Here is a 21,827-nt window from a genome sequence, read left to right as displayed (position 1 = left end):
CTTTACGCTCAGTCTTACACAGCGGTGCGTCGTGCATAGTCACGCAGCCGGAAGCCCAGTACTCCCAGCGCCAGGAAATAAGCGCCGCCGCCGACAGCACAAACCGCCGCCAGACGCAGCAGTCGCCACAGCATGGAGCCCTGTTCCCAGGCCGGCATCCACTGCAGCATGGCAAACAGCGCGCCGGCCATCACCACTACGGCGATCAGCAGGCGGAGCAGGAAGCTACTCCAGCCTGGCTGCGGCATAAAGATATTCTTCTTACGCAGCTGCCAGTAGAGCAGCACCGCATTCAGACAGGCTGCCAGACCAATCGACAGTGACAGACCGGCATGTTTCAGCGGGCCAATGAACGCCAGGTTCATTAGCTGCGTCATGATCAGCGTGACAATCGCAATTTTAACCGGCGTTTTGATGTCCTGACGGGAATAGAAGCCGGGCGCCAGCACCTTAACCACAATCAGGCCCATCAGTCCGACTGAGTAAGCAATCAGCGCACGCTGCGTCATCAATGCATCAAAGGCGGTAAACTTACCGTACTGGAACAGCGCCACGGTCAGCGGACCGGAGAGCATGCCCAGCGCCACGGCACTCGGCAGCGCCAGCAGGAAGCAGAGGCGCAGGCCCCAGTCCATCAGTCGGGAATATTCATCATGGTTGCCGCTGGCAAAACTTTTAGCCAGCGATGGCAGCAGAATAGTGCCCAGCGCCACGCCCAGCACACCCGAAGGAAACTCCATCAGTCGATCCGCGTAGTACATCCAGGAGACCGAACCCGAAACCAGAAACGAGGCGAAGATGGTGTTGATGATCAGTGAGATCTGACTGACGGAAACGCCCAGAATAGCCGGTCCCATCTGACGCATCACTCGCCACACGCCCGCGTCGCGCAGATTAAGACGCGGCAGCACCAGCATTCCCAGCTTTTTCAGGTGAGGAAGCTGATAGCCGAGCTGCAGCACGCCGCCCGCGACGACTGCCCAGGCCAGCGCCATTACCGGTGGATGAAAGTGCGGCGCAGCAAACAGCGCAAAACCAATCATGCTGACATTCAGCAGGGTTGGCGCAAACGCCGGCACCGAGAAGCGGTTCCAGGTGTTCAGCACCGCCCCCGCCAGCGAGGCCAGCGAGATCAGCATAATGTAGGGGAACGTCACCCGCAGCAGCGAGCTGGTCAGGGCAAATTTATCGGCACTGTCGGCAAAGCCAGGCGCCGTGACCATGATGACCCAGGGCGCAGCGATCATCCCCGCCACCGTGACCAGTGCCAGTGCCAGCGTTAGCAGGCCTGAGACGTACGCCAGGAACAGTTTCGTCGCCTCTTCACCCTGCTTGCTTTTATATTCAGCCAGAATTGGCACGAACGCCTGAGAAAATGCGCCTTCAGCAAAAATACGGCGCAGCAGATTGGGCAGTTTAAACGCAACAAAGAAGGCATCGGTCGCCATTCCGGCACCAAACACCCGCGCCACGATAGCATCACGGGCAAAGCCCAGTACGCGGGAAAACAGGGTCATAGAACTGACCGCTGCCAGCGATTTCAACAAATTCATAATTGACGGCGCATCCTGAAAAGAATCGGCAAAAAAGGAGAATTAGCGCGGGCACCCGAGGATGCCCGGCGACAGTCTACTGCCACGGAGGGAAATGACCAGCACGGAGTGTTACAAGGCGTTATTCCTGCGTCGCCTCACGCCACAGTTTTTCCACCACACGCTGCGCCATCAGCGCCTGCTCACCGCTGGTTTCAGGCTTCGTCTGATTCTGTACGCAGTCAATAAAATGGCGTGCTGCGCCGCTGAAGCCGCGCTGCGTCAGATGGCTCTGCCAGGCGGGCGGCGGGGTGATTAGCAGGCCATCACTGCGTTCTTCCTGCCAGTCGCGCATCTCGCTGATGTCGATGCACTTACCGTCACACACTGCGCTGACCCGCTCGCGCTGACTGCCTGCGCGCCGGTGCATACTGGTGGTGATCGCCAGGCCTTCAACAGCGAAATGGTGCTCGGCATAGAGCATCTGCCCCTGCTCGTTAGTATCAATGCGTCCGTGAACCTGGCGAAACGGCTTGCCGCCCAGCCAGAGCGCGGTATCCACCACATGCAGGTAGTCGTCAAGCAGGGTAAAGCGAAGATCCCGTGGTCCGACGCTGTCGCTGCGGTGCTTTTCAATCCTCAGAGAAGTCGGGCCAGCCATCTCTGCCCGCAGCTGCTGATAGCGCGGGGCGAACCGGCGGTTAAACGCCACCATCAATTTACGGTGGCGTTTTTCCGCCAGTGCAACCAGCGCTTCAGCCTGCTCCAGGGTTTCAGCCAGCGGCTTGTCGACGCAGACATCTTTTCCTGCCAGCAGTAGCGCCCTGACCACCTCATAGTGGGTGGCGGTGCTGCTGTGAACAAACACCGCGTCGCAGGCTGCGGCTAATGCATTCAGTGAGCCAAAGCACTGCATGCGATAGCTGTCACAGATTGGGCGGGCTTTGGCCTGATTCGGGGAAAACGCGCCCACCAGCGTCCAGTCTGTCGCGGCCGACAGCACCGGCAGCCAGGCTTTCTGTGCGATACCGCCCAATCCCACCACGCCAATTCGTAATGTCATCTCAGCTCTCCGGTTGCAGCAATTGGACGAGTTGTGCCTGAAGTGCTGCGACCTGCTGTTCCAGCATCGTGACGCGCGCTGCCAGGTCGCCCTGCTCTTCCGGCGTGCTGGCAGCCCGATGCGCGTCATCTTCATCGCCCAGCAGATGCATAAAGCGGCTTTCACGCTTGCCTGGCTCACGCGCCAGGCGAATGACCTGTGCACTGTCTTCGCGCTGCAGCAAGCCTTCCAGCGTCTGTTCCACTTCGCCGACATCACTGAACTCGTGCAGACGACCGCTGCGGGTACGCAGTTCGCCTGGCGTCTGCGGCCCGCGCAACAGCAGCAGGGTGAGAAGAGCGACTTCTGCACTATTGAGTTTCAGTGCCCCAAAAGCGGAATTACAGAAACGCTGCTCATATTTCACCACCCGCTGTCCGGCGGCGCTGCTGCCGGTGACCAGATGACGCTTTTCGAGCTGATCGAGCTGATTCTGTACCTCGCTTTCACTCAGCTCCATCACCGGCTCGCGATTCGATTTCTGATTACAGGCCACCACTACGCCATTCAGTGACAGCGGATACTGCTCTGGCGTGGTAACCTGCTTCTCCAGCAGGCAGCCCAGCACGCGCAATGCCTGCGCTGATAAAGCCATCTTCATGCTCGCGTCCTCATTATTGTCCACGCCGGTCAGGCGTCCATTCCCGCAGTGTCAAGGCCGTCAGCACGTGATCCTGCCAGCGTCCGTCGATCAGCAGATAATCTTTCGCATAACCCTCTTTTTCAAAACCGAGTCGCGCCAGCAGATCACCGCTGCGCTGGTTATGCGGCATGTAATTCGCCATGATGCGGTGAATATGCTGCTGGCGCTGCATATAGCGGATAGCTGACTGCAAGGCTTCAAACATCAGCCCCTGCCCCTGCCACTTTTCACCCAGCGAATAGCCGAGATAACAGGCGTGAAAGGAACCGCGCAGTACGTTGCTGAAGTTCGCCACGCCCCGCACTTCGATTTCATCGCTGTCCATTAAAATGAAATAGAAGGCCGAACCCTGCTTATGCATGTCGGAAATCAGCCCGAGGCGCGCCTGCCAGCCCGACGGGTAGCAGTGGCTGTCATCGCGCACCGGCTCCCACGGTTTTAAAAACAGGCGGTTTTCCGAATAGTAATCTGCCATTCGCCAGGCATCACGTTCGTGAACCAGACGGACCACCAGACGATCGGTGGTTAATCGCACCCTGGGCGCGGCAGAACGATAGCCAAACATCCTGACTCCTGAAATCAATGGCTGTGAGTGATAGCCGTCATTACCCGGCTTTCACTATAACCGCCGCCTGGGCTGCGGTAAAACGTTACAGCGGTTTAGCTTTAAAGAGGTTGATTTTGCTCTGTTATCACAGCGATGACCCGTCTGTTCGCCCAGCTACAGCCACCTGGCCTGGCCTGGCCTGGCCTGGCCTGGCCTGGCAGGCAGGTTTGCCCTGCAGGGTAATCTCTTCCATACTTTTTACGCGCCCGAAAACAGGATGAATTGATTCACTCTGTTAAACACTAAACCTGTAAAAATCCGGGAGATCAGGATGAAACTCTATATCTATGACCACTGTCCTTTCTGCGTTAAGGCGCGAATGATTTTTGGTCTGAAGAATAAGCCGGTTGAGCTGGTGGTGATGCTCAACGACGATGAAGAGACGCCAAAACAATTGATCGGGCAGAAAATGGCACCGATTCTGCAAAAGCAGGATGGCAGCGCAATGCCTGAGAGCATGGAGATCGTGCATTACGTCGATCAGCAGGATGGCGCGACGTTAATCACCGGCGCGCTGAACCCGGCGATTGGCGACTGGCTGCGTCACATGAATAGCTATGTCAATAAATTGCTGCTGCCGCGCATTGCCGAAGCGGCCTTTGCCGAGTTTGCGACACCTGAAGCGCGTAACTATTTCCGTAGCAAAAAACAGGCGAGCCTCGGTGATTTTGAAACGCTGAAGAGTCACTCGGCCGGGCTGATTAAGAATGTGAGTGAGGATCTGCGCAAACTGGACAAACTAATTGTTCAGCCTAATGCGGTAAACGGCGAGCTGTCGGAAGATGATTTTAATCTCTTCCCGCTACTGCGCTCCCTGACGCTGGTCGCCGGTATCGACTGGCCGAGCCGGGTCGCGGACTACCGCGATAACATGGCCAAACAGACCCAGGTTAATCTGCTCTCTTCGATAGCGCATTAGTCCCGCCTCCGATGAGAGACGCTGCGGCGTTTCTCATCCCTTTCCTGATGACACCCGACACGCATTCAGGCAGGCTATGGCCTGTTTACTGGCTCTGATATTCAGGATAAAGATCGATGAAAAAGGCTTTTTTCGGGCTGACTGCCCTGTTGATGGCGCTGCTGGTCAGCGGCTGTAATCAACTGACGCAATACACCATCAGCGAACAGGAAGTAAACCAGGCGCTGCAGAAGCATAACAACTACGAGAAGGATATTGGCGTTTCCGGGCTGGTTAACGCACACATCGTGCTGAACAACCTGACCAGTCAGATTGGCCGCGACGAGCCGGGTAAAGTTACACTCTCCGGTAACGCAAAAATCAACGTTACCTCACTGTTTGGCCCGCAGCAGGCCGATATGCAACTGAAGATGCGTGCTCAGCCAGTCTATGAGCAGCAGCAGGGTGCCATTTATCTGCGCGATCTGGAGATTGTTGATGCCCAGGTTGCCCCGGAAAAGATGGCCTCGATCATGAAAACGCTGACGCCTTATCTGAATCAATCGCTGAAAAGCTATTTCGATCAGAATCCGGCTTACGTGCTAAGCGCTGACCGCAGCAAAGGCGAGTCGCTGGCGAAGAAGTTCGCCAAAGGACTCGAAGTGAAGCCTGGCGAACTGGTCATTCCCTTTACGCAGTAATCCCGATTTCCGCGCCCCTGGCGCGGATTTTCTCTGGCGGCATAAAAAGCAGGTGCAAACGGTTGCCTGAATCCTTATGCTTAGACCCCGGCCAAAACACGCCTTTTGTTTACTTTCTGCCGGAGCTTCACTGATGACAGCACAACCTCAGCAACTTACCCTGCGTCGCCCTGACGACTGGCATATTCATCTGCGTGATGACGAGATGCTTAAAACGGTCCTGCCCTATACCAGCGCGGTGAATGGTCGTGCCATTGTGATGCCAAACCTGGTGCCCCCGGTAACCAGCGTGGCGGCCGGTGAAGCGTACCGCGATCGCATTCTGGCGGCACTGCCCGCCGATCACGCCTTTACGCCGCTGATGACCTGCTACCTGACCGACTCACTGGATCCTGATGAGCTTGAGCGCGGTTTCACCGCCGGTCTGTTCACCGCGGCGAAGCTCTATCCGGCGCACGCTACCACCAACTCCAGTCATGGCGTGACCAATATCGCGTCGATTGCCCGCGTGCTGGATCGGATGCAGACGCTCGGTATGCCACTGCTGATCCACGGTGAAGTCACTGATGCACATATCGACATTTTTGACCGCGAAGCCCGCTTTATCGAAACCGTGATGGTGCCGCTACGTAGCCAGTTTCCGGCACTAAAAGTGGTGATGGAGCACATTACGACGCAGGACGCCGCAGAATATGTTGCTGATGCCGGTGAGACCCTGGGCGCAACCATTACCCCGCAGCATCTGATGTTTAACCGCAACCACATGCTGGTGGGCGGTATTCGCCCGCACCTCTACTGCCTGCCAATCCTTAAGCGTAACGTGCATCAGGAAGCGCTGCGTAAAGTGGTAGCGAGCGGGAATCCACGCTTTTTCCTTGGCACCGATACCGCGCCGCATCTGCGTCATCTTAAAGAGGCCAGCTGCGGCTGTGCGGGCGTTTTTAATGCACCGACATCGTTGCCCGCCTACGCCACCGTTTTTGAAGAGCTGAACGCGCTGGAACATTTTGAAGCGTTCTGTTCTGAAAATGGCCCGCGTTTTTACGGGCTGCCGCTGAATGAGGGGACGATCACGCTGGTGCGTGAGCCGTGGCAGGTGCCGGAGTCAATTGCGCTCGGCAGCCACTCACTGGTGCCATTCCTGGCCGGTGAAACGCTGAACTGGCGCATCGCATAATTTTACTTGCCTCCAGCTTATCAATACTGTAAATATATACAGTATCTTAACCGGAGGCTATTATGCGCGTTGAAATTACCGTATCCAATACCCGACCTCTTCCTGCTGGCGCGATTGAAGCGTTAAGCGATGAATTATCGCGCCGCATCGACGAACAGTTCCCTGACTCAACCAATCACGTCAAGGTACGTTACGCCAGTGCCAACAATCTTAGCGTGCTGGGCGGTGGAAAAGAGACGCGCGACCAGATCAGCGAAATCCTGCAGCAGACGTGGGAAAGCGCTGACGACTGGTTCATTACTGATTAACCGCCACTGTGCTTTTTTTCCGGGTGTCGCCACCCGGTTTTTTTATCTTTTCTCCCCTCTCGCACTTCCCCCTCTCTGCATCTAGACTCTTAATGATCAATGCCCTATCCTTGCGCTCGTCATGCATAACAGGAGGTGCGACACCATGACTACTGATAAACCGGAAGAGGCGATGACCTTTGGTGAGTTGTTAGCACTGATTGGTGATCAGCAGCGTCGTTTAACGGTGCTGGAAAATGCCTTTTCCAGTCTGATTTTCTGTCTTGACGATCGTGCCAGTCAGTTGCTGGTGCACAATCTGTCGCTGGAAGCCCAAAATCAAAACTATGATGAGCAGCTTCAGCAGCACTTTGCCCGTCTGGCAGAAGCACTGCAAAAACGTGGCGGCGGCATCGTGCCGGAAACTCCGGCACTTTAAGCCCGCTCACGTAGCTTAACCCGCTTTTTGCATGCCCATTGAACAGTGATAAAAATGCCTGCCAGTCAGGCATTTTATTTTTCAACGCCCTCCTTTCAAACGCAAATATTCTGTGAGAAGCTGGCTCACGGCATTTTTTAAACAGTGATACCCAGGTTTACTGTTATAATTGTTTCGCTATCGGAATAAAAAAGCCGCATTGAACCTCATCATGCACTTCGTTTAACGAGTAATAAGGAGGTTATAATGGACAGAAGAAAAGACGTTATCCAGACCCATCCTTTGGTGGGCTGGGACATCAGTACCGTTGATAGCTATGACGCCATGATGATCCGCCTGCATTCGCTGTCGTCGCAGGATCAAAAAGAAGAAGAAGCGGATGTTGGCCCGACCTACTGGCTGACAACGGATGTGGCAAGGCAGTTTATCTCGATCCTCGAAGCAGGCATCGCCAAGATAGAATCAGCCGAGCAACCAGAACGACTCCTCAATAAGCATTAATTTCTGCCGCATCAAAGAGGCGCCCTCAGGGGTGCCTTTTTTGTTTCTGTTTCTGATATGCTTTTGATTATGTGACTCTTAGAGTGTCGTTATCATGATTTATGATCTTATCGTCGTCGGCAGCGGCTCAGTGGGCGCGGCGGCTGGCTACTATGCCACCCAGGCGGGTTTATCGGTATTAATGATCGACAGCGCCCATCCTCCCCACAATCAGGGAACGCATCATGGCGAGAGCCGGCTGATTCGTCACGCCTATGGTGAAGGCGAACGTTATGTTCCGCTGGTTCTGCGGGCGCAGACGCTGTGGGATGAGCTGGAACAGCGCGCCGGTGAGCGCATCATGCACCGCAGCGGCGTACTTAACCTTGCACCCACTCATTCCCCCTTTATCCGGAACGTTATCGACAGCGCGAGCCGCTGGCAGCTCAATATCGAGGTGATGCAGCCCGATCAAGTGCGTAAGCGCTGGCCGCAAATCAACGTGCCAGAAGGTTATCTGGGCGTATTTGAGCCGCAGTCAGGCTTTCTGAAATGTGAACAGGCGGTTCGCAGCTGGATCCAGCTGGCGGAACAGGCGGGCTGTGCGCAGCTGTTTAACTGCCCGGTCTCAGAGATTGGTCGTGATGGCGATCTGCAGCAGGTCACCACCTTGGATGGCATCTACCGGGGCCGCAAAATGCTGATAAGTGCTGGCACCTGGGTCGGCAAATTAATTCCTGGCCTGCCGGTCGCCCCCACCCGCAAGGTATTTGCCTGGTATCAGGCAGATGGCCGCTACAGCGAGAATAATAAGTTCCCCGGCTTTACGGTTGAGATGGCAGATGGCAGCCAGTTTTACGGCTTCCCGGCGGATAACAACGCACTGAAGGTAGGTCGCCATGATGGCGGCCAGCTGATGCAGCAGCCTGAAGATCGCAAACCTTTTGGCGCAGTAGCGGCGGACGGCAGTGAGACCTTTAGTTTTCTCCGTCAGTTTTTACCTGGCGTCGGTGTCTGTCTGCATGGAGAAGCCTGCAGCTACGATTTCAGCCCCGACGAAGACTTTATTATTGATACCCTGCCGGGGGAACCTGACCGCCTGTTAATCACCGGACTCAGTGGACATGGTTTTAAATTTGCCAGCGTGTTAGGCGAGCTTGCTGCGGAATTCGCACAGCAAAAACCGTTCTCCTTTGATTTGTCCCCCTTCCGCCTCTCACGTTTCTGATTCTGATAACGGGTGGCATCAGTCTGAGGCTGCCCTGCTGACATAATCTGACGAAATTTGAATTTTATTGACATAACGGTGACTTAGATTTCGCCCATATGGTTAATTTATGTCATTTAACGTTGACGACTATTCCGTCAGAAATATCTCATTCAGTTATACTGGTCATCTCGCCGCTGTTTTATTCAACCTTTTCACACCGGAAATTAAAATTTATAGAAGCGTAAGGACGATTGCTTTTATATTTCATAATGTGGATGCTTATTTCAGATTATTTCTTCATGAAACCGACATTATGTTATTACGTAATACACCTCATCAGTTTGGACTGGTTGCTGTGCTACTGCACTGGTCAATGGCGCTGGCGATTTATGCGATGTTTGCGCTGGGACTCTGGATGGTTGGTCTCGGATATTACGACAGCTGGTATCACGACGCGCCGGAAATCCATAAAAGTATTGGCGTCATCCTGTTGCTGACGCTGATCATTCGCCTGCTGTGGCGCGTTATTTCCCCGCCGCCCAAACCGCTGAGCAGCTATTCGCCGCTGGTGCGCATCAGTTCAGTAGTGGCGCACCTGCTCCTTTATACCCTGCTGCTGGCCATTCTGATCAGTGGCTATCTGATCTCCACCGCCGATGGCAAACCGATCGCCGTATTTAACTGGTTTACGCTGCCCGCGCTGTTCAGCGGCGCAGGCGAACAGGCAGACCTGGCAGGCGACATTCATCTCTGACTGGCCTGGACAGTTGTGGTCCTGTCGGTACTGCATGGTCTGGCTGCGCTAAAGCATCACGTTATCGATCGCGATATCACCCTAAAACGGATGTCAGGTTTACGTCTCCCCTTACCCTCTGAAAAGGAAAAATAATATGTTTAAGAAGACCCTGCTGGCGATGACGGGTGCCAGCCTGCTGCTCGGCTCAATGACTGCCGGTGCCGCGGACTATAAGATTGATAAAGAGGGCCAGCACGCCTTTATTCAGTTCCGTATTCAGCATCTGGGTTACAGCTGGCTCTACGGCACCTTCAAAGATTTTGACGGCAGCTTTACCTTCGATGAGAAGAACCCGGCCGCAGATAAAGTTGACGTGACCATCAACACCAGCAGCGTTGACACCAATCATGCGGAGCGTGACAAGCACCTGCGTAGCGCTGACTTCCTGAACAGCAGCAAAAACCCGCAGGCAACATTCAAATCTACAGCAGTGAAGAAAGAGGGTGACGAGCTGAAGATTACCGGCGATCTCACGCTGAATGGCGTGACTAAACCGGTGACGCTGGAGGCAAAAATGCTGGGTGAAGGCAAAGACCCGTGGGGCGGCTACCGCGCTGGCTTTGAAGCCGAAGGCGAAATTACACTGAAAGATTTTAATATTACCAAAGATCTGGGGCCAGCTTCTCAGAAAGTGGAGCTGATGATCTCGGTTGAAGGTGTGCGCCAGTAAAACAGCAAGCCGCCTGAAGCTCACTTCAGGCGGCCCACGCTTATTTCTTTACTGGCGACGGAATGGTCATGTTTAACAGGCCACGCGACTTGTTAAAGATCTTGTTGCCATTCTCACGTCCCGCCCGACGAGCGCGCTGCTCCTCCGGTGAGAGTTTCGCTTCTTCCTGACAGATCGGGCTACAGCAGTTCTCAAATTTCTCTGCGCAGCTTTTGCACTGGATAAACAGCAGATGACAGCCGTCATTCACGCAATTGACATGAGTATCACAGGGTTCGCCGCACTGATGACAGTTCGACAGCACGTCGTCAGAGATCCGCTCACCCATCCGCTCATCAAACACAAAGTTTTTGCCTTTGAAGCGAACCGGTAATCCCTGTTCACGGGCGCGTCGGGCATACTCGATGATACCGCCTTCAATATGGTAGACATCCTCAAAGCCGTTATGCCGCATCCAGGCGCTCGCCTTTTCACAACGGATCCCGCCAGTGCAGTACATGACGATCTTTTTGTCTTTCTGATCCTGCAGCATATCAACCGCCATCGGCAGCTGATCGCGGAAGGTATCAGCAGGCACTTCCAGCGCATTATCGAAGCGGCCGACTTCATATTCATAATGGTTACGCATATCGACGAACAGGGCATCGGGATCATCCAGCATGGCGTTAACCTCGGCTGCTTTCAGATACTGACCTACGTCGCTGGCATCAAAACTGGCGTCATCGATACCATCCGCGACAATGCGATCGCGCACTTTAAGGCGCAGTACCCAGAATGATTTTCCATCATCATCCAGCGCAATGTTCATTCGCAGGTTGTTCAGCGCCGGGTCAAAGTCATACAGCCACGCTTTCATCTTTACATACTGGCTGGCGGGCACGCTGATCTGTGCATTAATACCTTCGTGCGCGACATAGACGCGGCCAAACACCTTGAGTGACGTCAGGCCGAGGTAGAGCGCATCGCGGAATGCTTTAGGGTCGGCAATCTGGAAATATTTATAAAAAGAGACTGTGGTGCGCGGCTCAGTTTCAGCCAGCATGCGCGCCTTCAGCTCTTTATTGGAAACGAGGTTATGTAACACTGGCATGGTGTTCTTTCCTGTTATCAATAGGAGAAATTTAGCGGGCACATGATACCTGATTTCACCGGGATGCAAAGGCCAGTCTCGGAATTGAGCGCGGGTTGCTGTTTTTTCCGGCACTATCTGGCTATTTAACAGCAGCGTGCAGTAGCCTGTTCTGTCAGCGATATTTATACGCACGCTAAAAACTGGCACAATGGCGTAAATCAATGAGATATCAGCACTGAATGGTGCGCGACGCAGGAAAATTAATCTTCACATGACTCAGTTGCCTCAGTTTTCACGAGAACTGCTTCACCCGCGCTATTGGCTGACCTGGCTGGGTGTCGCTTCTCTTTATCTTTTGGTGCTACTTCCTTATCCCCTGCTTTATGTTCTCGGCTGTAATATTGGTCGTATTGGGATGCGTTTTATGAAGCGACGCGTCAGTATCGCCCGACGTAATCTGGAATTAACATTTCCGGATATGCCGGTTAATGAACGCGAAGCGATGGTTAAGCACAATTTCGAATCAGTCGGCATGGGGTTGATTGAGACCGGTATGGCGTGGTTCTGGCCGGACTGGCGCATCAACAAATGGCATAAGCCTTCGGGTCTGGAGCATATCCAGCAGGCGCGCGATAGTCAGCGTGGCGTGCTGCTCATTGGTATGCACTTTCTGACGCTGGAGATTGGTGCACGCATGTTTGGCATCCATAATCCTGGCATCGGCGTCTATCGTCCTAATGACAATAAACTGATCGACTGGCTGCAGGTAAAAGGCCGGATGCGGTCGAATAAAAGCATGATCGATCGGAAAGATCTCAAAGGTATGATCCGTGCACTGAAGCACGGTGACATCATCTGGTACGCACCCGATCACGATTATGGCCCGCGTAGCAGCGTCTTTGTGCCCTTTTTTGCCGTGGAAAAGGCAGCTACGACGGTGGGCACTCATCTGCTGATCCGCACCGGTAAACCAGCGGTTATCCCCTTTGTGCCGCGTCGTCTGCCCGGCGGACGTGGTTATGAACTGATGATACTGCCTGACATCAGCGCCGAATTTACGCTGGAAAGCGATGAAGTGACCGCAGCCAGAATGAATAAAGTCGTCGAAGAGGGCGTCCTGCTGGCCCCCGAACAGTATATGTGGCTGCACCGCCGCTTTAAAACGCGCCCGGAAGGCGAACCTTCACGTTATTAATCAGTTCGCGCTAAATGTCCGCCAGGCATTTAGCGCGTTTCTGACCCGACATCCTGCTAAATAAATCAGTCATTCATCACAAAAGAATCCTTTCAGCCATAGTTCAGGGCCAGTGATGAGTATGGCACTATAATCGGAATATAATTTCTTTCCCTTTACCGTTAAACTCGCTAACCAATTTATTCATCGGAAAGCGCTGTACGCGCACTTTAGCTCTTTATTAATTAATATTGCAGCGAAGTCTGTTTAATTTTATCTGGCGCTATTTATTCTGTATTCCAGGCCTAATCCTATTTAGCCAGCCTTAATGGTATCTCCACGCTTATGAATCGATAAAAATTAACTTGTTTTACAATCGATTACCTGGATAATTTGGCTTATATTCCATTTTGTAATTTTTTGACATGCTGATAGATCGTTATGGAATTTGAAGTCGTTTATCCTTATCGGTAATTTCATTTGTAACAGTCAGACTTTTAATAGACCTGGCCGAAATTATAAATATGACAATACACAGCAACCTCTAATGGGACAGATTATATGAACAAAGGTCTCTACTATTACGTTACTATCAACACTGATCAGGACAATTATCATTTTCTGCATCGGAAGGGGTGCAAACGCCTGCCAGATAAAGAAGAGCTGATATTTATCGGCACATTATATAATCTGAGTCAGGCACTTTCGATCGCCAGAATTAATTTTAAGAAAGTGAAGCCCTGTATAAAATGTTGTATCCGCTACGCCGCACCGGTGATTCATGAGTCTGTTCAACCCGTCCTGCACTTTCCGCAAAAGATGATCTGACCCTGGCTGGCGGGAAGTGGCATATTTCCCGCCAGTTGCACCGCCCTGCCCTTTCCCTCCCTCAGATTTCGTCTATCCTTCACTGAAATCAAAACAATCCGTAGTTAATGAACCCGTAAGGAGAAGAGCGATGAGCATGTACAGTACGTTAGAGGAAGCAATTGATGCTGCACGTGAGGAGTTTCTCGCTAACAATCCTGAAGTGGATGAAGAAGAAGCCTCAATCGGTCAGTTTGGTCTGCAGAAATATGTGATGCAGGACGGCGATATCATGTGGCAGGCGGAGTTCCTGGCAGATGAAGGTGATGCGGGCGAATGCCTGCCTTTCCGCAGCGGTGAAGGCGCACAGGCTATTTTTGATGCTGACTTCGATGAAGTGGAACTGCGCCAGGAATGGTTAGCGGAAAATACGCTGCACGAGTGGGATGATGGCGAATTTCAGCTGGAGCCCCCGCTTGACACCGAAGAGGGTGAAGCGGCGGCACAAGAATGGGAGGATGATAACAGCGATTCCGATCGCAGTTATTCGTAAGGACCGTGACTGGCATCCACCGGTAACAACAGGGTGTCCATCACCAGGGACAGCGGCAGATCAAGGATGGTCAGTACCCGCCACCCGCTGTCACGCACATCCCACTGCACACCGGGATAATATTGATTACCGTGCCCCTGTCCGGGCACGGTACGGCTGATAATACTGCCGCATCCGCTTAAACAGAGCACAGCCGCAACGATAACGCCTGTCTTTAATAACCCTTTCACCACTGATATCCGCCCTGAATAACCCTTAAAATCGTCACGCGCTGCCTGCGGTGACGGCCAGCACTCAATTTACCATCCTGACGCTGTTTTAATCCGATAAAAAAAGCGGCATCGCTGCCGCTTTTTCAGATTACGCGTTTTCTGCCAGCGCGTGAGGGTTAAGCGTGAGTTTATGATAACTCTCTACCCATTGATGATACTTGTCCGCATTTTCCCACAGTCGGGTATGAACACGGGCCAGCACCACCGGATCGCTGATCAACTGCAGACGCTGTTCACGACCCAGTTTATCCGGAGCATCGCTCAGCGCCTGATCCACACGACGGTCACGAGCATAGTCCAGTAACTGACTCTGCCTGTGGCGCGATGTCGCCAGTGCCGTTGCCAGCGCGTTGAAGGCGGGATGGAACAGGGCATGCATAAAGCCATTTTCCAGCGCGCGCTCACGATTCAGCAACACATAGCGATCGGTATCGACCAGCTCCTGCGGCGGCGAGTACTCTTCCGGAATCAGGAACAATTTGGCTCGCTTGCTCTTGAGGCCTAATGTTGCGCGGCTCGACATCACCGAAACAAACGGCGACAGGATCAGTGAGAAGACAATCGGAGCCAGCCACCACAGGAAGTTTAGATCCAGCAGTCCCATACCAATTGCCCACACCAGCCCCAATGCCATCTGCGAACCGTGACGTTTAAACGCTTCGCTCCATGGCGTGGCATCGTCATCACGCTGCGGTGAGTTCCAGACCACTTCCCAGCCCAGAAAAGCACTGACGACAAACACCGTATGGAACAGCATGCGCACCGGTGCCAGCAGCACCGAGAACAGCGTTTCCAGCACCAGTGATGCCAGCAGGCGCAGCGGTCCACCGTAGGCCTTTGATCCTTTAAACCAGATCAACACCACACTCAGCATCTTCGGCAGGAACAGCAGCACCATCGTGGTTGAGAACAGCGCTATCGCCAGCTCAGGACGCCACTGCGGCCAGACCGGGAACAGCTGCCTGGGTTGCAGGAAGTAGGTCGGTTCCATCAGCGTATGCACCACCTGTAAGGCAGTGGAGAGCGCCAGGAACATGAACCACAGCGGAGCCGACAGGTAGGACATAACACCGGTCAGGAACACCGCACGGTGAACCGGGTGCATCCCTTTCACCAGGAACAGGCGGAAGTTCATCAGGTTACCGTGACACCAGCGGCGGTCACGCTTCAGCTCATCCAGCAGGTTTGGTGGCAGCTCTTCATATGAGCCCGGCAGGTCATAGGCAATCCAGACGCCCCAGCCTGCACGACGCATCAGCGCGGCTTCAACGAAGTCATGCGACATGATCGAACCGGCAAAAGAGCCTTCACCCGGTAACGGGGCCAGCGCACAGTGCTCAATAAAGGGTTTCACGCGGATAATGGCGTTATGGCCCCAGTAGTGAGACTCGCCCAGCTGCCAGAAGTGCAGGCCGGCAGTAAACAACGGACCGTAGACGCGGGTTGCGAACTGCTGACAGCGCGCATAGAGCGTATCCATACCCGAGGCTTTCGGCGACGACTGGATGATACCGGCATTGGGATTCGCATCCATCATGCGCACCAGACCGGTCAGACACTCACCGCTCATGACGCTATCGGCATCCAGTACGACCATGTAGCTGTAGTTGCTACCCCAGCGACGGCAGAAGTCATCGATGTTACCGCTTTTACGCTTCACGCGACGACGACGGCGGCGATAGAAGATCTTGCCCGCCCCGCCAACATCCCGTACCAGTTCCATCCAGGCTTTCTGCTCGGCAATGGCGATATCCGCATCGTAACTGTCGCTGAGAATGTAGACGTCGAAATGTTCAGCGTTCCCGGTGCGAACCACGGACTCCCAGGTCGCACGCAGACCCGCATAGACACGCTCAACGTCTTCATTACAGATTGGCATAATCAGCGCGGTGCGATGCGCCGGATTCAGCGGCTCATCTCCGACCGTTGAGTATGAGATACTGTATTTGTCACGACCAATCAACAGCTGCAGGAAGCCCATCAGGGCGGTCCAGAAACCGGCTGAAACCCAGCAGAACAGGATAGCGAACAGGAACAGGATGCCGGTCTGCAACACATAGGGCAGAATCTGCATCACCGACTGCTGCCAGTTCTGATTGAGCATCTCCATCGGGTCCAGCAGCGTCCAGCCCTGATAGGGCAGAATGCTTTTCATGTACCAGGTGGCGACCACGGTCTGGAAAATGGTCAGGATCAGCAGGATATAGCGGCGAATCGAACCGACATGACGCCACTTCTCTTCAGCACGCTGCTCTTCCGCATTGGCATAACGCGGCACCGATTTATGTCCACGCAGTGAGTCCCAGGCACGGGCAACCGGGTTGGTACGCCAGGCTTCCGGGAACATCAGTGAGCGTTTAACCTTCGGCATCGCTTTCAGCGTGGTGCGGTCGAGATAATCTTTACCTAACTGCTGACCGTCGGCCAGCGAATCGGGCCAGGCCATTTCGACCCGCGATGAGACCGATTTTAACGGCGCATCGTCGGGACGATCACTGGCTGCGACATCCCTGCCCAGCGCATCATGGATGAAGTGGAACTCGCCGGCATTCTGCAATGAGTCGCTCAGGCGGGCCTTCCCTGCCGCATCCAGCGGCAGAGATTCCACATAACGTTGAGGTGTAAAAGTGGATTTATTCATTGGCAGGTAACTGATAGCTCCAGGTTTCCGTCAATGTCTTGTCGCCGCTTACCAGGGCCGCACGCATTTCGGTGGACTGTTTGGCATCTTTCACACGCAGACGCAACACCAGACGCCAGCCTTTGGTGACCGGGTTATAACGTACGCTCTGCTCAACCACATCGGCATTTTTGCCAACGCTGACCTGTGGTGCCACCTGGCTGTTTTCCGCCATCTTGCTCATGTCTTTACCCACGAAGTCGATGGTGAAAGCCACGGTGCCATCCGGCTGACGCACGAGATTAGACTGCTTCACGTCACCCGCTGAACGGAGGGTATTTTTGACCCAGGCCGTATCATCGGAGTGTAGCTGGTTTTCGTCGCGCGAGAAGTGCAGACGATATTTGAAGTTCATCTCTTTGCCAGGCTCTGGCAGCGTCTCCGGCGTCCAGAACGCAACGATGTTGTCGTTGGTTTCGTCTGCCGTTGGGATTTCAACCAGTTCAACCCGGCCTTTACCCCAGTCGCCGATTGGCTCAACCCAGCCGCTTGGACGCAGGTCGTAGCGGTCATCAAGATCCTGATAGTTGTTAAAGTCACGCCCGCGCTGCAGCAGACCAAAACCTTTTGGATTTTCGATGGTGTAAGTGCTCACCGCCAGATGACGCGGGTTATTCAGCGGACGCCAAATCCACTCCCCGTTGCCATTGTGGATAGAGAGACCGTCAGAGTCGTGCAGTGCCGGACGGAAGTTGTTCACCGTGGATGGCTGATTCTGACCAAACAGGAACATACTGGTCAGCGGCGCAATACCCAGTTTGCCGACGTTATCACGCAGGTAAACTTTTGACTGCACATCAACGGTTGACGCCTCACCCGGATGCAGCACAAAGCGATACGCACCCGCCGCGCGCGGCGAATCGAGCAGTGCATAGATCACCAGCTGTTTGTCCTGTGGTTTAGGACGCTGAATCCAGAACGCTTTGAAACGCGGGAACTCTTCACCGGACGGCAGCGCCGTATCGATGGCAAGTCCACGCGCCGACAGGCCATAAACCTGACCGGCACCGATCACCCGGAAGTAGCTGGCACCCAGGAAGCTGGCGATCTCATCGTTTTTACCCTTGTTGTTCAGTGGATAAAGTACTTTGAAACCGGCAAAACCGAGGTTTTTCACCGCATCCGCGTCATGTTTTACATTACCGAAATTAAAATAATCGGGGTTGTATTTAATCTCGCGCACCGCGCTGGCGGTCACTTCGTTAATCTGCACCGGGGTATCAAAGTACATGCCCTGATGATAGAACTCCAGCTTGAATGGCGTGCGCAGTTTGCCCCAATACGCTTTATCGTGGTTAAACTGGATCTGCTGATAATCAGCAAATTTCATTTCACGAAATTGAGAGGGTAAATTGCTTTTAGGCGCTTCGAAGCTTTTCCCTGCCAACGCTTTGGCTTGTTTTGCAACATCATCGATGTTAAACGCCCAACTGTTATTAGCGTACAACGCCAGCAGAACTGCAGTACCAATCCAGCGTACCTTCATCAGTCCGGCTTTATTTTTTTCTTTAGTCAGCACATCCCCCCCTTTCGTGTGCTTAAATCAAACCCGTTTATCTTAAAGGATTATTCGGTTTTCCGACAGCTTATGCGCAACATTGTTCCCGCATTTCGTCAGGCTTAACGCTACTTTTAGGACAATTAGACACTACGGATTCCACTGATAGTATACCCGGTTTATCCCAGGTAGAATTTTGCCCGAGCATAATCCGGTTTCAGGGTGAAACTGGCCAAACGTACTAACGAACTGGAACTTTATGAGTACTGAAAAACCTGAACGTGAATACTTCCTCGACTCCATCCGCGCGTATCTGATGTTACTGGGGGTGCCGTTTCATGTTTCCCTCATCTATTCAGCACAGAAATGGGCAGTAAATAGCCAGGAGGCCTCGTTATGGCTGACGCTGCTGAATGATTTTATTCATGCGTTTCGTATGCAGGTCTTTTTTGTCATCTCGGGCTATTTCTCCTACATGCTGTATCTGCGCTATCAGCCACGCCGTTTCCTGAAGGTGCGTCTGGAACGCGTAGGGATACCGCTTCTCACCGCCGTTCCACTGCTCACGCTGCCGCAATTTTTCATGCTGAAAGCGTGGACAGATAAACTGACTGACTGGTCTCGTTTCACGCCGTATCAGAAGTTTAATAACCTGATGTGGGAGCTGATTTCACACTTGTGGTTCCTGGTGGTGCTGGTGATGCTGACTACGCTGGGCATGGTGACGTTCCGCTGGTTGCGCGATCAACATCGCACCATTGATTACTCGCGGGTTGGCTGGGGTGCACTGACCGCTGGCATGCTGGTGTGGGCGCTGGTCTGGTGCGTGTTTCGCCGTCTGGTGTTTCTGTTCCAGCCCGACTGGCTGATGGATGGTCTGTTCAGTATCATCGTGATGCAGACACTTTTCTATCTGCCTTTCTTCATGCTCGGGGCGCTGGCATGGAAGCATCCACCGCTGAAGCAGCTGTTTGTGCGGTTTAATCCGGTGATGTGGATTGGCGCGGTGTTGATGTTTGTCGCTTACTGTACCAATCAGCGTCTGAGCAGCGGCGATGGCTGGTTATATGAGCTGGATGCGATCATTACGACCCTGATGGGACTTTGCATGCTGAACGTCTGCTTCTGCTTTGGTCACAAACTGCTGAACGCGCATTCACCGCGCATCATGTATCTGGTCAATGCATCGCTGTTTATCTACCTGGTGCACCATCCGCTGACGCTGCTGTATGGTATTTATGTCACGCCGCGCATCGAAAACAACACGCTGGGCTTCTTCATTGGCCTGTTGATGGTGTTTGGTATTGCGTTTCTGCTGTATGAGATTCATCTGCGCATCCCGTTACTGCGGTTCCTGTTTTCCGGGAAGTTTGAGCGCAAACCGGCCGGACAAGGGAATTGATGGTAATGCCTGAGTACAGTTAACAACTCAAAGCGATGGGACTACGCCCTCATCGCCTTGAGTCCAGCGAGCAGGCTCAGGGAGCCAGTGCCCTCTTCAAAGACGCAAAAGATGCCATCCATGGCAAGCTCAGCGCGGGCGATTACCCACTTCATCCCTGAGGTGCGCCCGTAACCGGGCCGACGCGTTGCGTTGTTCAAAAACGCTCCCGGCGTTTTTATCCGGGCGGCGTGATGCTTTGCTAGGGGCACTGGCTCCCATCGCTTTACGTCGGGGAGTCATCTGTAGTGAGAAATCTGTGGGTTGGGAGCCGACTGTGGTGAAGAGTCCAGCTTACAGCAACCACTCAATCGGCAGTCGCCACACTAACCGCACCTGCAGCCGTTGCCACCAGGAGCAGCCCGGCTCGTGCTTATGCACAATCTGCTGCGGCTCATCCGGATACTCCAGCCAGTTTACCCGTCCCCATTTATCCAGCCGCAGTGTCCATGCCCGATCGCGCATCGACTGGCTAAAACGCTGATGCGTTTCTCCGGCCAGCGCCGTACTCTCTATAACCAGTCCCATCTCGGTATTCAGCACCGCTGAACGGGGATCGAAGTTAAACGAGCCGATGAACAACGTTTTTTGGTCTACCGAAAAGGTTTTGGCATGCAGGCTGGAGCCAGAGTTACCGGTTAATCCCCGGTCGTGCGGGGCTTCAGGGACGCCCGCCTGCGGTTTTAGCTCATAAAGCGCAATGCCGTGGCGCAGCAGCTTTTTGCGCCATTTAGCGTAACCGGCATGAACAATCGACACATCGTTGGCCGCCAGCGAGTTGGTCAGAATGGCAATTTTTACCCCTTTGCGCTTCAGCGCCAGCAGCTGGGCGATGCCTGCGCGGGTTGGCACAAAGTAGGCCGATATGATGTCGAACTGTTGTTGTGGCGTGCCAATCACCTCCAGCATCCGCTGCGGCAGCAGGCTTCTGGCGCGCGCTTTACCCAGCCCTTTACGCGGATCGTCACTCAGCAGGCGCGCTTTTGCCCAGGTCAGCGCCAGCCTCCCCTCTTCCAGCTCCTGCAGCAGCGATGAATTTTCCAGCCGCTGCAGGTAGCGCTGTACCGGTTCACTGTGACGCCATTCTGCTGGCAGACTCACACTGTCCTCTTCCGGCGCCTCGTCATCCAGCACCTTCTGCAGCGGGGACACCGGCTTGCTGTGCCAGTAGCGCTCAAAATCCTCTGCAACCTCTTTCACCACCGGGCCAATCGCCATCACATCAAGATCAGCAAACAGCGGTTCATTACCGGTGCCGAAATATTCGTCGCCGATATTACGCCCGCCGACCACCGTCGTCACGCCATCCACTGTAAAGCTTTTGTTGTGCATGCGGCGGTTCAGGCGGGCAAAATCGGTGAGATAGCCAAGCGCTCGCAGGGTACGAAACGAGAATGGGTTAAACAGCCGGACCTCAATATTAGAATGGCGATTAAGCTGGGCCAGTGTATCGTCCAGGCCCGGCGTATTATTGTCATCCAGCAACAGCCGTACCTTCACGCCGCGCCGCGCTGCCTCAAGTACAGCGCTGAATAGCAGCCGACCCGATAGATCGTTTTGCCAGATGTAATACTGAATATCGAGTGAACGCTCCGCTTTCTGCATCAGCAGATAGCGGGCAGCAAAGGCATCCAGCCCGTCGCTCAGCTGATGGACACCGCTCAGCCCTGGATGGCGCTGACACTGAGGCTCCAGCCGTGTTTCCAGCCAGCTGGTCTGTTCTGATGGCTGCGAGAGCTCAAACGCTTCGGTCATGAAAATTCCCTGTAAAATGCAGTTATTTTTATT

Annotated in this window: 21 protein-coding genes and 1 pseudogene; 13 read left to right on the top strand and 9 right to left on the bottom strand. The window is 53.9% G+C overall.

Translation table 11 applies throughout. The features are described from left to right. Positions 1-14: 14 nt before the first annotated feature. The 4 genes from murJ to rimJ form a co-directional block, all read right to left on the bottom strand. Positions 15-1,553: a murein biosynthesis integral membrane protein MurJ gene (gene murJ, locus QSK07_RS11335; RefSeq protein ID WP_285720672.1), complete on the bottom strand. Its 1,539-nt coding sequence runs from the start codon at positions 1,551-1,553 to the stop codon at positions 15-17. Positions 1,554-1,674: 121 nt separating this feature from the next. After that, positions 1,675-2,595 (bottom strand): Gfo/Idh/MocA family protein, encoded by a 921-nt coding sequence (locus QSK07_RS11330; protein WP_098050967.1) that lies wholly within the window; start codon positions 2,593-2,595, stop codon positions 1,675-1,677. Position 2,596: 1 nt separating this feature from the next. Then, on the bottom strand, positions 2,597-3,235 hold the full coding sequence (locus QSK07_RS11325; protein WP_285720673.1) for a DUF480 domain-containing protein: 639 nt from the start codon (positions 3,233-3,235) through the stop codon (positions 2,597-2,599). Between the two features lie 13 nt (positions 3,236-3,248). After that, positions 3,249-3,842, bottom strand: coding sequence for a ribosomal protein S5-alanine N-acetyltransferase (gene rimJ, locus QSK07_RS11320; protein WP_098050969.1), 594 nt, complete (start codon positions 3,840-3,842; stop codon positions 3,249-3,251). Positions 3,843-4,155: 313 nt separating this feature from the next. Between rimJ and grxB the strand changes: the two genes are divergently transcribed. The 9 genes and pseudogenes from grxB to QSK07_RS11275 all read left to right on the top strand — a co-directional run bounded on the left by grxB (position 4,156) and on the right by QSK07_RS11275 (position 10,542). Continuing rightward, the gene (gene grxB, locus QSK07_RS11315; RefSeq protein ID WP_098050970.1) at positions 4,156-4,803 is read left to right on the top strand and encodes a glutaredoxin 2; all 648 of its coding nucleotides are present in this window, start codon (positions 4,156-4,158) and stop codon (positions 4,801-4,803) included. Between the two features lie 116 nt (positions 4,804-4,919). Continuing rightward, positions 4,920-5,483, top strand: coding sequence for a lipoprotein (locus QSK07_RS11310; RefSeq protein ID WP_098050971.1), 564 nt, complete (start codon positions 4,920-4,922; stop codon positions 5,481-5,483). A gap of 133 nt (positions 5,484-5,616) precedes the next feature. Next, on the top strand, positions 5,617-6,660 hold the full coding sequence (gene pyrC, locus QSK07_RS11305) for a dihydroorotase (protein ID WP_013357429.1): 1,044 nt from the start codon (positions 5,617-5,619) through the stop codon (positions 6,658-6,660). Between the two features lie 62 nt (positions 6,661-6,722). Next, positions 6,723-6,968, top strand: coding sequence for a DNA damage-inducible protein I (gene dinI, locus QSK07_RS11300; protein ID WP_003849907.1), 246 nt, complete (start codon positions 6,723-6,725; stop codon positions 6,966-6,968). Between the two features lie 145 nt (positions 6,969-7,113). Then, positions 7,114-7,386 carry a hypothetical protein gene (locus QSK07_RS11295; protein ID WP_098050972.1) on the top strand — a complete coding sequence of 91 codons (273 nt, stop codon included), beginning with the start codon at positions 7,114-7,116 and terminating at the stop codon, positions 7,384-7,386. Between the two features lie 246 nt (positions 7,387-7,632). Then, on the top strand, positions 7,633-7,887 hold the full coding sequence (bssS, locus tag QSK07_RS11290) for a biofilm formation regulator BssS (protein ID WP_013357427.1): 255 nt from the start codon (positions 7,633-7,635) through the stop codon (positions 7,885-7,887). A 94-nt stretch (positions 7,888-7,981) separates the two neighbouring features. After that, positions 7,982-9,094 carry an N-methyl-L-tryptophan oxidase gene (gene solA / locus QSK07_RS11285; RefSeq protein ID WP_285720674.1) on the top strand — a complete coding sequence of 371 codons (1,113 nt, stop codon included), beginning with the start codon at positions 7,982-7,984 and terminating at the stop codon, positions 9,092-9,094. A 295-nt stretch (positions 9,095-9,389) separates the two neighbouring features. Further along, positions 9,390-9,965, top strand: a pseudogene (locus QSK07_RS11280) (cytochrome b). 1 nt (position 9,966) lies between these two features. After that, positions 9,967-10,542, top strand: a complete 576-nt coding sequence (locus tag QSK07_RS11275) for a YceI family protein (RefSeq protein ID WP_098050975.1) — start codon at positions 9,967-9,969, stop codon at positions 10,540-10,542. Between the two features lie 40 nt (positions 10,543-10,582). Here QSK07_RS11275 and trhO read toward each other — a convergent pair whose 3' ends face one another. After that, entirely contained in the window at positions 10,583-11,632 is a 1,050-nt protein-coding gene (gene trhO, locus QSK07_RS11270; protein WP_285720675.1) for an oxygen-dependent tRNA uridine(34) hydroxylase TrhO, read from the bottom strand. Positions 11,633-11,885: 253 nt separating this feature from the next. Here trhO and QSK07_RS11265 point away from each other — a divergent pair, with 253 nt between their 5' ends. The 3 genes from QSK07_RS11265 (at position 11,886) to QSK07_RS11255 (ending at position 14,148) form a co-directional block, all read left to right on the top strand. Continuing rightward, the gene (locus QSK07_RS11265) at positions 11,886-12,809 is read left to right on the top strand and encodes a Kdo(2)-lipid IV(A) acyltransferase (protein ID WP_033732225.1); all 924 of its coding nucleotides are present in this window, start codon (positions 11,886-11,888) and stop codon (positions 12,807-12,809) included. Positions 12,810-13,349: 540 nt separating this feature from the next. Beyond that, a complete protein-coding gene (locus tag QSK07_RS11260; RefSeq protein ID WP_098050977.1) occupies positions 13,350-13,616 on the top strand; it encodes a hypothetical protein in 267 nt (88 codons plus the stop codon). A gap of 130 nt (positions 13,617-13,746) precedes the next feature. Continuing rightward, on the top strand, positions 13,747-14,148 hold the full coding sequence (locus tag QSK07_RS11255) for a MysB family protein (protein WP_013357421.1): 402 nt from the start codon (positions 13,747-13,749) through the stop codon (positions 14,146-14,148). Here QSK07_RS11255 and QSK07_RS11250 read toward each other — a convergent pair. From QSK07_RS11250 to QSK07_RS11240, 3 genes are all read right to left on the bottom strand, one after another. Beyond that, positions 14,139-14,351, bottom strand: coding sequence for a YceK/YidQ family lipoprotein (locus tag QSK07_RS11250; RefSeq protein ID WP_161733850.1), 213 nt, complete (start codon positions 14,349-14,351; stop codon positions 14,139-14,141). The two genes, QSK07_RS11255 and QSK07_RS11250, sit on opposite strands and share 10 nt — an antisense overlap. A 157-nt stretch (positions 14,352-14,508) precedes the next feature. After that, positions 14,509-17,061, bottom strand: a complete 2,553-nt coding sequence (mdoH, locus tag QSK07_RS11245; RefSeq protein ID WP_098050978.1) for a glucans biosynthesis glucosyltransferase MdoH — start codon at positions 17,059-17,061, stop codon at positions 14,509-14,511. Continuing rightward, positions 17,054-18,589, bottom strand: a complete 1,536-nt coding sequence (locus tag QSK07_RS11240; protein ID WP_192951283.1) for a glucan biosynthesis protein G — start codon at positions 18,587-18,589, stop codon at positions 17,054-17,056. The genes mdoH and QSK07_RS11240 overlap by 8 nt, the downstream gene beginning before the upstream one ends. A 268-nt stretch (positions 18,590-18,857) precedes the next feature. Between QSK07_RS11240 and mdoC the strand changes: the two genes are divergently transcribed. Then, positions 18,858-20,000, top strand: a complete 1,143-nt coding sequence (mdoC, locus tag QSK07_RS11235) for a glucans biosynthesis protein MdoC (RefSeq protein WP_285720676.1) — start codon at positions 18,858-18,860, stop codon at positions 19,998-20,000. 333 nt (positions 20,001-20,333) lie between these two features. On the opposite strand, the gene QSK07_RS11230 is transcribed toward mdoC, so the two are convergent. Further along, entirely contained in the window at positions 20,334-21,794 is a 1,461-nt protein-coding gene (locus QSK07_RS11230) for a phospholipase D family protein (RefSeq protein WP_285720677.1), read from the bottom strand. Positions 21,795-21,827: the final 33 nt, after the last annotated feature.

Origin of the sequence: Pantoea sp. QMID4 (genome assembly GCF_030270445.1) — a bacterium.
Lineage (GTDB): Bacteria > Pseudomonadota > Gammaproteobacteria > Enterobacterales > Enterobacteriaceae > Pantoea > Pantoea vagans.
The sequence above is the reverse complement of the archived record's forward strand: the minus strand, read 5'-3'. Positions and strand labels throughout refer to the sequence as shown.

Excerpts from the sequence above, each read along its gene's own strand:
- QSK07_RS11310 (WP_098050971.1), top strand. The coding sequence starts at position 4,920 with ATGAAAAAGGCTTTTTTCGGGCTGACTGCCCTGTTGATGGCGCTGCTG.
- grxB (WP_098050970.1), top strand. The coding sequence starts at position 4,156 with ATGAAACTCTATATCTATGACCACTGTCCTTTCTGCGTTAAGGCGCGA.
- murJ (WP_285720672.1), bottom strand. The coding sequence starts at position 1,553 with ATGAATTTGTTGAAATCGCTGGCAGCGGTCAGTTCTATGACCCTGTTT.
- mdoC (WP_285720676.1), top strand. The coding sequence starts at position 18,858 with ATGAGTACTGAAAAACCTGAACGTGAATACTTCCTCGACTCCATCCGC.
- QSK07_RS11255 (WP_013357421.1), top strand. The coding sequence starts at position 13,747 with ATGAGCATGTACAGTACGTTAGAGGAAGCAATTGATGCTGCACGTGAG.
- QSK07_RS11330 (WP_098050967.1), bottom strand. The coding sequence starts at position 2,595 with ATGACATTACGAATTGGCGTGGTGGGATTGGGCGGTATCGCACAGAAA.
- QSK07_RS11260 (WP_098050977.1), top strand. The coding sequence starts at position 13,350 with ATGAACAAAGGTCTCTACTATTACGTTACTATCAACACTGATCAGGAC.
- solA (WP_285720674.1), top strand. The coding sequence starts at position 7,982 with ATGATTTATGATCTTATCGTCGTCGGCAGCGGCTCAGTGGGCGCGGCG.
- QSK07_RS11275 (WP_098050975.1), top strand. The coding sequence starts at position 9,967 with ATGTTTAAGAAGACCCTGCTGGCGATGACGGGTGCCAGCCTGCTGCTC.
- bssS (WP_013357427.1), top strand. The coding sequence starts at position 7,633 with ATGGACAGAAGAAAAGACGTTATCCAGACCCATCCTTTGGTGGGCTGG.
- rimJ (WP_098050969.1), bottom strand. The coding sequence starts at position 3,842 with ATGTTTGGCTATCGTTCTGCCGCGCCCAGGGTGCGATTAACCACCGAT.
- mdoH (WP_098050978.1), bottom strand. The coding sequence starts at position 17,061 with ATGAATAAATCCACTTTTACACCTCAACGTTATGTGGAATCTCTGCCG.
- QSK07_RS11295 (WP_098050972.1), top strand. The coding sequence starts at position 7,114 with ATGACTACTGATAAACCGGAAGAGGCGATGACCTTTGGTGAGTTGTTA.
- QSK07_RS11325 (WP_285720673.1), bottom strand. The coding sequence starts at position 3,235 with ATGAAGATGGCTTTATCAGCGCAGGCATTGCGCGTGCTGGGCTGCCTG.
- QSK07_RS11265 (WP_033732225.1), top strand. The coding sequence starts at position 11,886 with ATGACTCAGTTGCCTCAGTTTTCACGAGAACTGCTTCACCCGCGCTAT.
- dinI (WP_003849907.1), top strand. The coding sequence starts at position 6,723 with ATGCGCGTTGAAATTACCGTATCCAATACCCGACCTCTTCCTGCTGGC.
- QSK07_RS11230 (WP_285720677.1), bottom strand. The coding sequence starts at position 21,794 with ATGACCGAAGCGTTTGAGCTCTCGCAGCCATCAGAACAGACCAGCTGG.
- trhO (WP_285720675.1), bottom strand. The coding sequence starts at position 11,632 with ATGCCAGTGTTACATAACCTCGTTTCCAATAAAGAGCTGAAGGCGCGC.
- pyrC (WP_013357429.1), top strand. The coding sequence starts at position 5,617 with ATGACAGCACAACCTCAGCAACTTACCCTGCGTCGCCCTGACGACTGG.